Genomic DNA, 14,244 nt, shown 5'->3' with positions numbered 1-14,244 from the left:
TTTGTGGAGAAAGATAGGAAAATCAGGGAAAAGTGCCTTTCTGCTCAAAAAATAATGAGATTATTTCCTGATCAACTTTCCCGAAAACAGCCGATGATCATACACTACATGGATTATATACAGTCCAGGCGCAAGGTTCTGTACTACTTGGGTGAAGCTGTATTCATCATAAATAAAACTGTAAATCAATTTTCCTTGGCCATCAAAAACAGTCAGCATAGCTTTGGAACCCTCTTCAAAATTCGGAATAAATAAATTCAGGTCCCCTGACACATAGGGATTCGGATATATGACCAAACCTTTTGCAAAAGAATCGGTTGATTTGGATGCTTTGGTCACCTCACTCCAGGAGTATCTTCCGTCCCAATCTACCTGTCTGATTCTGTAATAGTATTCTTTGAACCGATCGGCGGAAGTATCCAGAAACTCATATTCATTGATAGTTTCGCTTCGTTCATCTGAATTTACCAATCCGACTTTCTCCCATTCAGTCATTGGAGTGAGGCTTCTGTAAATTTCAAAAAGGTGGTTGTCTTTTTCTTGTGCAACTTTCCAACTGACTAAAGTCCCCTTGTCTGTGAATTTAGAACTCATTTCAAGCCAGGTTACGGGCAAAATAGAGAGAGTCCGATAGCTTCCAACAGTGAAGTTTATGTCTTCAAGGTCTGCAAAAGTCAGGCTTCTTCTCGCCCAGAGCTCCACGGGATCCGATCCTGGAAGGTGCGATCCCGGTGCGGCGTATCCGGTGCCTACAATCCGAAGATCATCGACATTGTCAACGATGAGCTTGTCTGCCGAAATTCTCATTTCAAGATCGTTGGCGCTAGGACTTAGACCTGAAAATTGGAAGTAGCTAAAAAGGCGGTATAGAATATCCGTGCCATCAGCATCATCAAAACCGGAATTGTACTCAGCCCCTTTGTATTCAGTAAATTGGATGGATAGGTTGCCTCCGTTGGAATTTCCAAGGAGTTGCACTTTTCGGATTCCTCCGTTTCGGGTGTCTTCAAACGGGAAAGTGGAATTGGTTCCATTTAAGGTGGCCGGGAGGCCGTAATAAGTTAACAGTCCAACATTTTTCCAGGATCCTCCTGAATAATTTATGGAGCCTGTGAGACCGGTGTTTATAAACAGGTCATTTCCTTTCAGGTCTATGGTTCCTTGAGTCAATGTCAGATTTCTCTGGATGTTCAGATCAGTATTTGGATAGAAAATTCCTCCGGGCTTGTTCAAAATCAAGTCTCTTACATTCAGAGGGAATCCTAAAATTTCCTGATCATTCGATCCCATAAGGGTCAGGCTAGTCGTGTTGGTAATAAAATTCCCGGTACCGCTTTTTTCAAGATTTCCCAACAGGAAAAGTTGATTGGGTAGATTTAGATTTTGAGGGCCTTGAAGTTCCAAGTCCCGGATTGACTGTGGGAGGACAGCATCTGCAAAAGAAGAGGTAAGGAAGTTTTTGGTCACAGAGCCTCCTCGGATAATTATTTTGCCGTTAAGCTGGAAATTGGCGGCTTCTATTCGAGGGGCATTACCTTCTAGAATCAACGTGCCTCCATTTTGAAGATCGAAGTTGAGGGCGCTTATGGAGCTAGATCTAAATAGGATTTCGGAATTGCAGTCCGAAATGAGAGTTGCGCCTGATTCAATAACAAATTCTCCAAATGGGCCTGTACCATATACTGTGGTTTCGTTGTTGAAAGAAAAAGTAGGGCAGTTTCCGGGAATGACACTGGTATCCAATTTTTGGATCACCGTTCCTGATTTTATGGTAAAAGAGAGGGATTTGAATGGCTCCTCAATGGTCAGTTCCTGGCCACTTCCCGGATCGAAAACCACTGAATAGCGGCTATTGGTACTGAATCCACTCCAAGCGCCGAGAGGAATGATGATTCTTGAAGTTCCTTTGAAAATCAATTTGCTTGTTATCGAATTTCCAATCCAGTTTTGGCTATTCCAAGTTCCTGATGAAATACCAGGCGCTGCGCCCGAGAATGCATTTAAGGAGCCGTAGATTTCAAGATCAAATCCATTCAGGTTAAGTTTCTGCCCTGCTCCGGTTTCTGCATTGATAAATACACTCTTTACACTCTCATTCCCAATTAACCTTAGCGTATGAGTCTGATCAATATAGATATCATGGGTAGCGTTTGGTTTAATCGTTGCCGGATTCCAGATAGCTCCGTCCCAAACTACCCAAATGGAAAGATCTGGAAAATCACCGCTGCCGGTAGTCTTGTAGGCATTTATTTCTTGTGAAAAAGCAGTTTGGAGAATAAAACAGACTCCTACAACTGCCAGGAATATCCAGTATATTCGGCAGGTAAAAAATCCCCAAAAGGAATTAAAAAAGGTAACAGTTTCCATAAAAAAATGTGGAATTAAAAAGTAGTTGAATTTAAAAAAATGGAATCTAAAAGTAAACTAGTTTATTTGTTTTTTTTGTTGATTTTCATGGGTTTAGCTCCTGCTAAGGCCCAGGTTTACGAAATCAGTCTTTTGACCTGCTCGCCGGGGGACCAACTTTATTCCAGCTTTGGTCACAGTGCTATCCGAGTGAGACAAGTCGTTCCCGAGGGAGAGGATCTTGTTTTTAACTACGGTACCTTTGATTTCAATGCTCCGAATTTCTACGGGAAATTTGCAATGGGGCAACTGGATGATTATTACCTCAGCGTTACCTCCTATGCTGATTTTATCAGGGAGTATGATTACTACCAGAGGGATGTGCGGGAGCAGGTTTTAGCCTTGAGTTCGGGCCAGATTGACTTTTTATTGCAGCACCTTTGGGCTCAATATGATCCGGCCCGGAGATTTTACCGCTATGAATTTTTCTTTAACAACTGCTCCACCAAAATCCGGGATGCATTTGAAATCGCGATGGGAGATCAATTGGTCTGGGATGATTCTGTAAAAGCCGAGGAAAAGACTTTTCGAAATCTGATCGATGAATATGTTTACCCGTTACCCTGGGCGGATTTTGGAATTGACTTAGCCTTGGGTTCGGTGATTGACCGCGATGCTACGGAGCGGGAAGAACAATTTCTACCTGAATATATGGAGGCCGCCTTTGCCAAAGCTACAATTGTAGGAGAAGGCCCCTCACGCCCTTTGGTCAAAGAGTCAAGGGTGATCCTGGAATATCCAAAAACTGAATCCAAGATGGATTTTCTCAATCCCTATACAGTGATGTGGTCGGTAGCCATTCTGTTTGTTCTGGTTACCTTTTTTGGACATAAGAAAAAGAAACTGCTCATCGGCTTTGACCTGGGTTTGTTTTCCATTCTTGGGATTTTGGGATTGGTAGTCACTTTTCTTTGGTTTTTCACAGTTCACTCTGCTACCCTATGGAACTGGAATATTCTTTGGGCCTTTCCTGGACATTTGGTATTGGTGTGGGGATTGCTGAAAAAGGAATACCGACCTTGGGTGAGGCAATACCTGCTTTTTGCCCTCATCATGGCGGATGCAGCAGTTGTATTCTGGATTTTGGGTTGGCAGTCATTCCATCCAAGTCTGATCCCAATTCTTTTGGTGATTATTCTCCGTACGAATTACCTCTATTATAACATTGCAGACAGAAAGCTAAAAACTGCTTGATTTTGGCCGATTAAAAACCTTTTTCCCGGCTTTTGGTGTTGGGATTGGAAGACTTAGCTATGGATTTTAAACTTACCTCCGACTACCAGCCTACAGGCGACCAGCCCAAAGCGATCAAGGAACTGACGGAAGGCGTCAATGCCGGTGAATCCGCTCAGGTATTGCTTGGAGTGACCGGTTCCGGTAAGACTTTTTCCATAGCCAATGTGATCCAGCAAACCCAAAAACCCACGTTGGTCCTGAGTCACAACAAGACTTTGGCGGCTCAACTATATGGGGAATTCAAGCAGTTTTTTCCCGAAAATGCGGTCGAGTATTTTATATCCTATTACGACTACTACCAGCCGGAGGCTTTTATCCCAAGTTCGGGTACCTATATCGAAAAGGATCTGAGCATCAATCAGGAAATTGAGAAGCTTCGCCTCAGTGCCACTTCCTCATTGCTCACCGGCAGGCGAGACGTGATTGTGGTAGCCTCTGTTTCCTGTATCTATGGTATAGGAAACCCGGACGAGTTTGGCAAAAATGTAGTCCGGCTGCAGGAAGGTGACCGGATTCCAAGAAACCAGTTGCTATTCAAACTGGTCGACATTCTTTACAGCCGAACTCAGCAGGATCTCACTCATGGGACGTTTCGGGTCAAGGGAGATACCGTGGATATTCATGTGGCCTATGGAGATTTTGCCTACCGCATCTTCTTTTGGGGAGATGAAATTGAGGCTATTCAGCGTGTTGAACCTGCGACTGGAAAGAAGCTGTCTGACGAAAAAATCATATCTATTTTTCCCGCCAATCTCTTTGTGACCGGTCGGGACACCATTGAAGTTGCTATTCGGGAGATTCAGGATGACATGGTGGCGCAGGTAAATTTCTTCGAGAAAGAAGGAAAATACCTGGAAGCAAAGCGACTGCAAGAGCGGACGGAATTTGATCTGGAAATGATCCGGGAATTGGGGTATTGCTCCGGAGTGGAAAACTACTCCCGCTACTTTGACCGCCGTCAGCCTGGCGCGAGACCGTTCTGTTTGCTGGATTACTTTCCCGATGATTACCTGTTGGTCATTGACGAAAGTCACGTGACAGTACCTCAGATCCGGGCCATGTGGGGTGGTGACCGCTCCCGAAAAGTCAACTTGGTGGATTATGGGTTTCGCCTTCCGTCCGCTTTGGACAATAGGCCTTTGAAATTCGAGGAGTTTGAGCAGATGGGCAATCAGGTGATTTATGTTTCTGCAACCCCGGCAGATTATGAGCTTTCATTGACTGAAGGTATTGTGGTGGAGCAGATCATTCGTCCTACAGGACTTTTGGATCCTACCATTGAAGTTCGTCCAAGTCAAAATCAGATCGATGATTTGCTGGAAGAGATCGACCAGACCATAAAAACCGACGCTCGGGTTTTGGTCACTACCTTGACCAAAAGGATGGCGGAGGAGCTTCAAAAATTCCTGGAACGTGCTGGAGTCAAGTCCCGGTACATTCACTCGGAAGTGAAGACATTGGATCGTGTGGAAATTTTGCGCGAGCTGAGGCTAGGTGTATTTGATGTCCTGGTTGGTGTCAACTTGCTCAGGGAAGGTCTTGACCTTCCGGAAGTTTCTTTAGTGGCAATTTTAGATGCAGACAAAGAAGGCTTCCTTAGAAATGAGCGATCCTTGGTTCAGACAATTGGTCGTGCCGCACGTAATTCCGAAGGCCGGGTGATCATGTATGCCGATCGGATCACGGATTCCATGCAGTCGGCTATCGATGAAACCAAAAGAAGGAGGGCTCTCCAAATGGCCTACAATGAGGAAAACGGAATCACTCCGACCACAGTGGTCAAGTCCAGGGACAGGATCATGGGTCAAACCAAAGTGGCAGATTCCAAAAAAGGAACAAAATTCTATGCCGAGCCTATGCCGGGTGAAGCACAGGTAGCAGCAGATCCGGTAGTAGAATACCTGAGCAAAGACAAACTGGAAAAGCTGATCCTGCAAACTCAAAAATTGATGGAAAAAGCTGCAAAAGAACTCAATTTCATGGAAGCAGCACGGTTGAGGGACGAATGGCAGGCTCAAAAATCCCGTTTGGAAGAACTAAAAAGGGGAGTTCTAAAATAAATTTGTTCATCAAAATTCGAAGCTATGACCCTTCAGGAAGTGAAGGCCTTGGCCGCGAAAGGCGAGGGACTGAAGATCGAATTCAAAAAGAAGGCTGCATTTCCCGAGAAAATTGTCCGGGAAGTAATTGCCCTGGCAAATACAGAAGGGGGCGATTTGCTGATCGGAATAGATGATGACGGTACGGTCAGTGGCACGAGATTTATCGAAGAAGAGATTTTTGTGATGGTTAAAGCTATCCGAGAACTGATTTTTCCAAAACTTGAATTTGAAGTTTTTACGATTAAGCTTTCTGAGAAAAAAGGAGTAGCTGTTTTCCGTATTCCACAAAGTCTCGATCGTCCTCATTATTTGCAAGAAAAAGATAGAAAGCAAGCCTACATCCGAGTTCAGGATCGGAGTGTGCAAGCCAGCCGGGAGGTATGGGAAGTTTTGAAGAAGAGCCGGATTATCAAAGACACAATTTTTACCTACGGTTGGAAGGAGGAGATTTTGATGAAGGCACTCGGAGAAAACGAAAAAATTACACTGAAAGAATTCTCCAGATTGGCAAAGATCCCCCGTTTTCTGGCATCCAAAACCTTAGTCCGGCTGGTTTCCGCAAATGTGCTCAAAATCCATCCCCAAGAATCCGAGGATTTTTTCACGATCAAAGAGTAGGCAGTTCTATTCCTGCTTTTTCTGCAAAACCTGCATTCCCTTGAAGACCTCCCGTGTGAATCAGAAGGATTTTTGATCCTGATGGAAAATGATCTTTCTCTATCAAATCCCAGACCCCAAAGACCATTTTGCCGGTATAGATCGGGTCAAGGGGGATTTTAAATTCTTTGTAAAACCAAAGCATAAAATCAATCAAATCCGGTTTATGCTTGCCATAACCTCCAAAATGAAAACCCGTTTGGATTTCCAATTTTCCTTCAGGCTTGATTCCGAATTTTGAAAGCAAGTTTTCAATTTCTGATTTAATAAAATCTCCTTTCAAAGATGAAAAACCGACCAGTGTTTGGTGACTTTTCAAGCTCGAAGCCAAGCCTGCAAAAGTCCCTCCTGTACCAATGGAAACGCAGATATGGGAATATTCAGAGTGTGAATTATTGAGGATTTCTTTTGTTCCATAGATAGCAAATTCATTGGTGCCACCCTCAGGGATCAAATAGAATTGACCGAATTGGGCTTTCAATTTTTCTAAAAACTCCGGGGAATCCTTGTTTCTATAGCTCTCCCGGTCTACCACTTGCAAGACCATGCCCATTTTTTTCGCATGCCTCAAGGTTGGATTATTCAAATCGGCATCTTCTCCCCGGATGATTCCGATACTTGATAATCCCGCCGAAAATGCTGCAAATGCTGTTGCATAAATATGGTTGGAAAAAGCACCTCCAAATGTCAGAATCCGTCTTTTCTCCTGTTTCCCAGCCTCCTCTAGGTTGTATTTGAGTTTGAAAAATTTGTTGCCAGATACTTCCGAATGGACCTTGTCAAGTCTCAAAACATCCAACTGAATTGCTTTTTCCTCTAAAATGGGATGAGAAAGTGTTTGGATTGGAATAGGCTGTTGGACAAGCATTCGAAGACTTTTGCCAAAGTTAAGCTACATCCTTCTATTTTTGCGCCATGAGCCAACAGCCCGAAGAAGAGTTTGAAGATGACGAGTTAGAATTGTTTGAACGCCATCGCATTTTGGTAGATAAAGGACAGTCGCAGGTCCGAATCGATAAATTCCTTACTGAAAAAATCGCCCACGTCACCCGTAACAAGGTCCAGCAAGCCATTGAAAATGATACCGTGTTGGTGAATGGGAAACCCGTCAAGTCCAATTATAAAATCAAACCGCTCGATGATATCCAGGTTTTTATGGATAAGCCGAGAAGGGATACCGAAGTAATACCTGAGGATATTCCTTTAGATATTGTTTTCGAGGATAAGAGCCTGCTGATCGTGAATAAGCCTCCGGGAATGGTCGTCCATCCTGCCCAAGGCAACTGGAATGGCACCTTGGCCAATGCACTGGTTTACCATTTTCAGCATTTGCCTGAAATGAAAGGGAATGAAGGAAGACCTGGCTTGGTTCACCGGATCGATAAGGATACCTCGGGTCTTTTGGTGATCGCCAAATCCGAGGAGGCCATGACACCACTGGCAGCTCAATTTTTTCACCATACGATTGACAGAACCTACTTAGCACTTGTTTGGGGAGAGCTTGAAGGAGACTCAGGTACAATCCGTGGTAATGTGGGCAGAAGTGCCAAAGATCGCAAGGTGATGGATGTATTTCCGGACGGAAGTCAGGGCAAGCATGCCGTGACCCATTGGAAAGTAATTAAGCGGCTTCGCTATGTCACTTTAATCCAATGTAATCTGGAGACAGGCCGAACCCATCAGATTCGTGCACACATGAAGTATATCGGACATCCACTTTTCAATGACGCGATGTACGGCGGGGATAAAATCCGAAAAGGCACTCAGTTTGCCAAGTACAAGGCTTTTGTTCAAAATTGTTTTGATCTCATGCCCCGTCAAGCCCTACATGCCAAGAGTTTGGGATTTATTCATCCGATCACCAAAGAAAAACTTTATTTCGAGGCTATCCTTCCGGAGGATTTCAGTGCTGTCCTCGGCCGATGGGAAAATTATGTCAATTTTGAATGAGTCAATTGTAATTACGTTAACATATAAAGGATTTTGATTAAGAAACGGCAATAAAAATACGTTTTTTATGTCAAAAACATATAAAATAACTCTATTGTTAATGAATCGTTAAAATTTAGTATGAATAGTAACCTCTATTTGATCAATCGTCATAATTCAATCGATTTCATTAAAAATACTGTAAATATTCAATCAAAATATTGAAAAATTTGCAATACTCGATCAACACCTGCTATATTTGAATCATCAACAGAGACAAAAGGTCTCTATCACAATGTAGGATGTTGAAATTGGCAGACAAGCCCTCCTGTCTCGGGGGTGGAGGTCATAGGATAAAGCATTTAGCGAGCTCGTAAATTTGCCTAACTACTCCGTGGAGGTTCGAATCCTTCTCCTACAGCAGGTTATTTTGGGTTTATTGTTAATTGACTAAAACCATGAAATTTTATTTCATGGTTTTTTTATTGCCCAATTTTTTAAAAAGGGGACAGGTATATCCGCAATGACACCACCACAAAGATGAAATTAGAATAAGATTTATAAAGTCGAACATTCAAAAAAAATCAAATCGCCTTCTTATGTAGCTCCGAAGGAGCCAAACCATTCATGACCCTGTACGAAGTGCAGGGTAGCCATTGAATTTCCTTCCTTTGAGCCCTGAAAGGGTGAAACTTCAACCTATCACCCCTTCAGGGTTCCTTTTTTCTTATGGTGACTTTACCCCCGGCTATACCGGGGGTTATGAATTGTTTTGATCCTTCGGATCTTAGACTTCCAGACTTTGAACTTCCTATCTACCAATTCAATTTGCCGATTGGTGTCATCGCGGACATTCAAAGAAGGGATTAATGTTTTATGATTATCGGCTTCTAGAAACTCCAAATAATTTCTTCTGGCAAAATTGTCTGCGCTCCTATATGATTTTGTTCTTGTCTTAAAAGGCAAAATTTATATGAGGTAAAACGGAATTTCCTGGTCTGTTAACAAATTCTTAATAGAAACAGCATTTTAGGAAGATTCATTTTTCAAAAACTCAATAAATCAATGGTTAATTGAAAATAATGTAATAAATAAAAATAAAACTTGCCAAAATTTTAATAAACGAAGGGTATTGCTAATTTTGAAGCACTAAAGTTCTCAAACCTATTCAAACTATTAAGAAAAGCTCGCAAGAGCTTTTTGATTATCAGGGGGTTAGGACAATATCTGCCAAAGGGCAGATTTGATCCTTTCTCCTTCTTTTAAACAGACACAGTGTAGGATGTTGAAACTGGCAGACAAGCCCTCCTGTCTCGGGGGTGGGGAGCACAGCACAAAGCGTAATTCAACCGGACTATTGCCTAACTGCCTCGTGGAGGTTCGAATCCTTCTCCTACAGCCATTCAAAAAGCAATGCTAAGCATTGCTTTTTGTGTTTTTGGGATTTATTTGTTCTATCTTTTGTTGATTTTAAGCTTATATCACTTTTATGGAATCAGGGAAAAGGGAGAAACATTTTGCCCATCCTTTTCGAAAGAAAATTCTCCGGTGGGGAATGATCAGTATTCTTTCACTGCTTTTCCTGGAATTTATTGTTTACTTCGGATCCAATATCTTCCTTAAGAAGTTTGCCCAAAGGAAAATCAATGAAGCCACTGAAAATGTCTACCTGATTGATTTTAATAGGTTCAGCTTTTCACTAATTCGAAGAGGTTTTTTTCTTGACGGAATTGTGATGCAGCCGGTAAATTCGGCCAACAGAAAACAAGATCAGGCCCTTTTTGACATGACTTTGGACCAGGTTGCCTTTCGAGGGCTTTGGTATGACTTTTTTGAAAACAAATTAACCATCGGGAAAATCTACATTGACAATCCCAATATCAAGCTGGATCTCCCTCCAAGTTCCCCATCCAAAAATCAACCTCCAAAATCCGGAAATTCCTCAGAAAAAGAGAAGATTTCACCTATTAAAGCCCTTGAGGATGAAATAAAAAAAACGGTCCGAAAGATGAATTTAACCGGACTGCTGATAAAGGAAGTGGAGATCGACCACGCCAACTTTTTCTTTTTCAATTTTCTCAGCAATTCCCAACTTAAGGCAGATAACACAACCTTATTGGTCAAGAACATCGATTTTTCGACACAGGAGGAATGGAAATCCCCATTCAATGCAGAAGGATTTGAGTTTGGATTGGAAAATGTCACCTTCCCTCTGCCTGACGGTGTCCACCTCATCAGTGCAGACCGCGTGCTGATTTCCTCCCTCGACAATCTGATCGACATAGAATATTTCAAGCTTACCCCAGACCGGACACGGGAAAGCAAAGCTTACTACCAGGTTGGCCTCGAAGAATTGCGTGTGGGAAATGTTGACCTCAACAAAGCTTTCATGACCTCCATTTTGGAGATAGATGAATTGATCCTCGACAAGCCTGACTTCAAAGTAGAAAGCAACCCCAAAGTCAAATCTGACAGTGCCGCCTCCGGTGATCTGAATGATTTCATCAAAGGCAACCTTCAATCAGTCACCATCAAAGAACTGTCCATCAATCAGGGGAAATTTGTAAAGTCTGAACTGGTGGACACGCTCAAAAACCGGATCGAACTCGATGAGCTTAATTTCAAAATGGTCGGATTTTATTTGGGAGAAGATTCGGTCCGAAAAGAAAACCAATTTTTTTACGGGGATGATGCCTCTATGGAGATCAAAGGAAGCCGGGTATATCTCGGTGATGGGATCCATTTGTTGAGGGGTGAGGCCGTGAGTGTTTCTTCTTTCAAAGATGACCTTATCGTAAAAAACCTCAGTATTCAGCCCAGACAGGAATCTCTTGCCTCACAAAATCCTGAAAAACTTTTGGAGCTGGATTTGGCTGAGTTTTCAATTGAGAATGTCCATCTGAGGCAGTTGTATAACCATGGTATCCTGCACGCCGACCAAATCAAAATCCTTCGGCCCAGCCTTGAATATACAGAGCTTCTGGAGTCCCAAACCAAGAATTCAAACCAAGTACCCCTAGGGGAGATTATTGGCGGATTTTTAAATGAAGTAGCGATCGGATCATTTGAAGTAGAGGAAGGCACCATCCAGTTCAAAGATTCCAGGGGACAGAGAAGCAATGCTATCGGATTTGAAAAATTCAGCTTCCGCCTGGACCAAATCTTATTTCAGCCGAAAATTTCAGGATCACTGCAGGAACAATTGCAATTGGAGGAGATCTATTTGAGTCTGGATAAGTATCAGCTTAAGCTCAAGGATAACCTTCACGTTATTCTGGCTGATCAACTCACCATTGATACCAAGGGTCAATTGCTGTTGGTCAAAAACCTGACGATCCAACCTGAGAATGAAGACCAAATTCAGTCCTCACTGGACGCTTACGGCAAAACGGCGGTCATTGATTTTTCCGTGCCGGAATTCAGGGCAGAGGGAATAGACCTCAAGGCTGTTTTTTATGAGGAAAAACTCTTTGTCCAACAGATCCTATTGCCAAGTCCGGTATTCTCCATTTCAGTCTACCGTGAAAAGGCCAAGTCAAAAGAATCTCCAGAGTCAAGTGATGAAATGAGAAATCTCCTTTTGGGGTATTTTAAAGCAATTACGGTGGATTCGGTCAGGCTTGACAAGGCAAAATTTCAATACCAGAGCCTGGTTGAAAACAAGCGTTCAAACTTTCAGGAGGAGAATTTTTCCCTGGGGATGAAAAACTTTGCATTGGATCAGGAAGCCTTGGTTCCAAATGATAAAACCTTGTTTTCGGATGAAATTGATCTCGTTTTCAATAATTACTCCTTCAGTCTTGCGGGTGGAAAATATGAAGTGACCACGGATAAGCTTCAGTACAATTCACTGAAAAAATCCATCGAAATCAGTGATTTGGAATTGGTTCCCAATGAAAGTTTTGCGGGAAGGATCCAGCTGGGATTGAATTTTCCAAAAGTAAGTTTCAAAAATGTCGATATCGAGCAATTTTTCTTCGATAACAGACTGGAATTGGATATGCTGGAAATTGACCATGGGCAGATTGAAGTTGGGATTGACCGAAAAATTGCATCCAAATCAAAACCAGAGCAGAATAAAAGCAGCCGAAAGAGAGCTTTGGATGAAATTTTGATCGATACTATCCAAACCAAAAACTCAAGGCTGTCCGTCAATTATCAGCTTGCCCAATCCTCTATCAATTCCATTGAAACGGATTTTGAACTGATGATCCGGAAGTTTCGATTGGATTCCTCCATTGCCGTATCCAAGGACATAGGAAGCCTTTATCAAAGTGTCAATCTGGGTCTCAAAGAATTCAAATTTGCACTGCCGGACAGTGTACACACCCTGGGTTTTTCAAAAGTTGACATCGGTACCGAAAGGGATGAAATCATCTTTTCTGATTTTTACCTGACTCCCAAAGATCAATTCGGAAAACCGGGAAACCCGGTTTTGGATGCAAAAATTGGCCAATTGATCCTGAAAAACAACCATTTGGCAGAAATCCAGGATACCGGTGTGCTCGATTTGAAGGAAATCCGGATGGTTAATCCTGAGCTAAACCTGTATCTGGACACCACCAAAGTGAAGAAATCCGGGAAAACCCCCAAGGCGAAATCTTCCTCGGCATTGGTCCAGTCCATTTTGCTTGGTGATCTGCAAGTGCAAAATGGCGAGCTGACATTGCACAGAAAAGGGCAGGGGCCTATTCCCAGACTGGATTTTAATGAAATCGATTTGAAAGTTGAAGACCTTAATCTAAATGTGCTGGACGGTAACCAAACCTTAAACCTGAGGAATTTCGCAGAAAAAAATGCTCAGTTCGGCTTGAAAAACTACTCCTTGGTCACCCCAGACAGCCTGTATAAGGTAGACATTGGAAGTGTCGACTACAAAGACAGAAATTTGGTTTTGAAGGGGATTTATTACCGTCCTGTCGGTGGGAGTTATGCTTTGCTGAGAAAACTCCCCTTCCAAACCGATGCGGTCACCGCCCGTGTTGATTCTGTCCGCCTCACACAAATTGATCTGGAAAGCTACCTTGAATCCAACTTAATCAAGGCGGATGAACTGATTATAGAAAGTCCGAGGGTGGATCTTTTCAGAGACAAAAGAATGCCTTTTGACAGCTCGGCTCAGAAGTCTATGCCTCAGTATTTACTTGAAAATGCCGGAATTGACGCTGATTTGACCACCTTTAGAATCCGAAACGGCCAGGTCAGGTATTTTGAATTTGCTCCAAAAGGGCTTGTTCCCGGAATGATTTCATTCAAGCGGATAAACTTGGACATGGCCCCTTTTTATCTGAGAAAACCCGGCAAAGATTATCCCCTAGACCAACTTAGAATGGGAATGGAAGCCTACATCATGGATACGTCCAGAGTCAATCTGAACGCTTTGATGTATTTCAAAGAGAACTATCCAATGGATGTCCAGGTGAGGATGGATAGTTTTGCCTTTGGGGAGGCAAATGACTTTTTGTCAAAAACCTTATTTGTCAAGGCAATTGGTGGAACAGTAACCGATGGAAAATGGGATTTCCTTCTGGATGAAGATGAAGCGATTGGGGAGATGGAGTTTGGTTATACCGATTTGAAAATCCAGTTTTTGGACTCTCTTACCCTAAATCAGGGCATGGGTAAATTGAAGTTTTACACCTTTGGAGCCAACCTCATAGCCAAAAATTCCAATCCCCGTGCCTTGTCTTCCAGAGTTGTCAAGCGCAAAATTTACCAGGAAAGAGACAAGCGGAAGTTTGTGTTCAGCGCTTGGTGGAAGGCAACCTTCAGTGGGCTTAGGGGCACGGTCGGATTGGGTAAGGCAAAAGTTCCAAAAAGAAGGGAAGAACCTCAAGCATTGGAATCGGTGAATCCCGAAAACAACTAAGGCCTTGGATTTCCAAGGCCTGTGTTGATAGGAAGGACATCGGCT

General features: G+C 42.9%; 7 protein-coding genes and 1 tRNA gene. 6 read left to right on the top strand and 2 right to left on the bottom strand.

Features of this window, described 5'->3' with window-relative positions; genetic code table 11:
- Positions 1-60: 60 nt before the first annotated feature.
- Positions 61-2,367: a T9SS type A sorting domain-containing protein gene (locus B0E43_RS06730; RefSeq protein ID WP_077347962.1), complete on the bottom strand. Its 2,307-nt coding sequence runs from the start codon at positions 2,365-2,367 to the stop codon at positions 61-63.
- A gap of 39 nt (positions 2,368-2,406) precedes the next feature.
- On the opposite strand from B0E43_RS06730, the gene B0E43_RS06725 reads away from it, so the two are divergent.
- Genes B0E43_RS06725 through B0E43_RS06715 form a run of 3 tightly spaced genes read left to right on the top strand, consistent with a single transcriptional unit; the run spans position 2,407 to position 6,362 of the window.
- Complete coding sequence (locus B0E43_RS06725) at positions 2,407-3,600, top strand: DUF4105 domain-containing protein (RefSeq protein ID WP_077347960.1); 1,194 nt, start codon at positions 2,407-2,409, stop codon at positions 3,598-3,600.
- A gap of 59 nt (positions 3,601-3,659) precedes the next feature.
- Positions 3,660-5,702: an excinuclease ABC subunit UvrB gene (gene uvrB, locus B0E43_RS06720; RefSeq protein ID WP_077347958.1), complete on the top strand. Its 2,043-nt coding sequence runs from the start codon at positions 3,660-3,662 to the stop codon at positions 5,700-5,702.
- Between the two features lie 24 nt (positions 5,703-5,726).
- Positions 5,727-6,362, top strand: a complete 636-nt coding sequence (locus tag B0E43_RS06715; RefSeq protein ID WP_077347956.1) for a helix-turn-helix domain-containing protein — start codon at positions 5,727-5,729, stop codon at positions 6,360-6,362.
- On the opposite strand, the gene B0E43_RS06710 is transcribed toward B0E43_RS06715, so the two are convergent.
- Positions 6,352-7,269, bottom strand: a complete 918-nt coding sequence (locus B0E43_RS06710; protein ID WP_077347954.1) for a 1-aminocyclopropane-1-carboxylate deaminase/D-cysteine desulfhydrase — start codon at positions 7,267-7,269, stop codon at positions 6,352-6,354. The two genes, B0E43_RS06715 and B0E43_RS06710, sit on opposite strands and share 11 nt — an antisense overlap.
- Before the next feature lie 47 nt (positions 7,270-7,316).
- Here B0E43_RS06710 and B0E43_RS06705 point away from each other — a divergent pair, with 47 nt between their 5' ends.
- From B0E43_RS06705 to B0E43_RS06700, 3 genes are all read left to right on the top strand, one after another.
- Positions 7,317-8,351, top strand: a complete 1,035-nt coding sequence (locus tag B0E43_RS06705) for an RluA family pseudouridine synthase (RefSeq protein ID WP_077347952.1) — start codon at positions 7,317-7,319, stop codon at positions 8,349-8,351.
- 1,255 nt (positions 8,352-9,606) lie between these two features.
- Positions 9,607-9,732 (top strand) — tRNA-Asp (locus tag B0E43_RS22920).
- 153 nt (positions 9,733-9,885) lie between these two features.
- The gene (locus B0E43_RS06700; RefSeq protein ID WP_139352685.1) at positions 9,886-14,199 is read left to right on the top strand and encodes a hypothetical protein; all 4,314 of its coding nucleotides are present in this window, start codon (positions 9,886-9,888) and stop codon (positions 14,197-14,199) included.
- The last annotated feature ends 45 nt before the right edge of the window (positions 14,200-14,244 follow it).

Source organism: Algoriphagus sp. A40 (assembly GCF_002002735.1).
In the GTDB taxonomy this organism is placed as follows: domain Bacteria; phylum Bacteroidota; class Bacteroidia; order Cytophagales; family Cyclobacteriaceae; genus Algoriphagus.
Note: the sequence above shows the minus strand (reverse complement) of the source record. Positions and strands in the feature narration are given on the sequence as shown.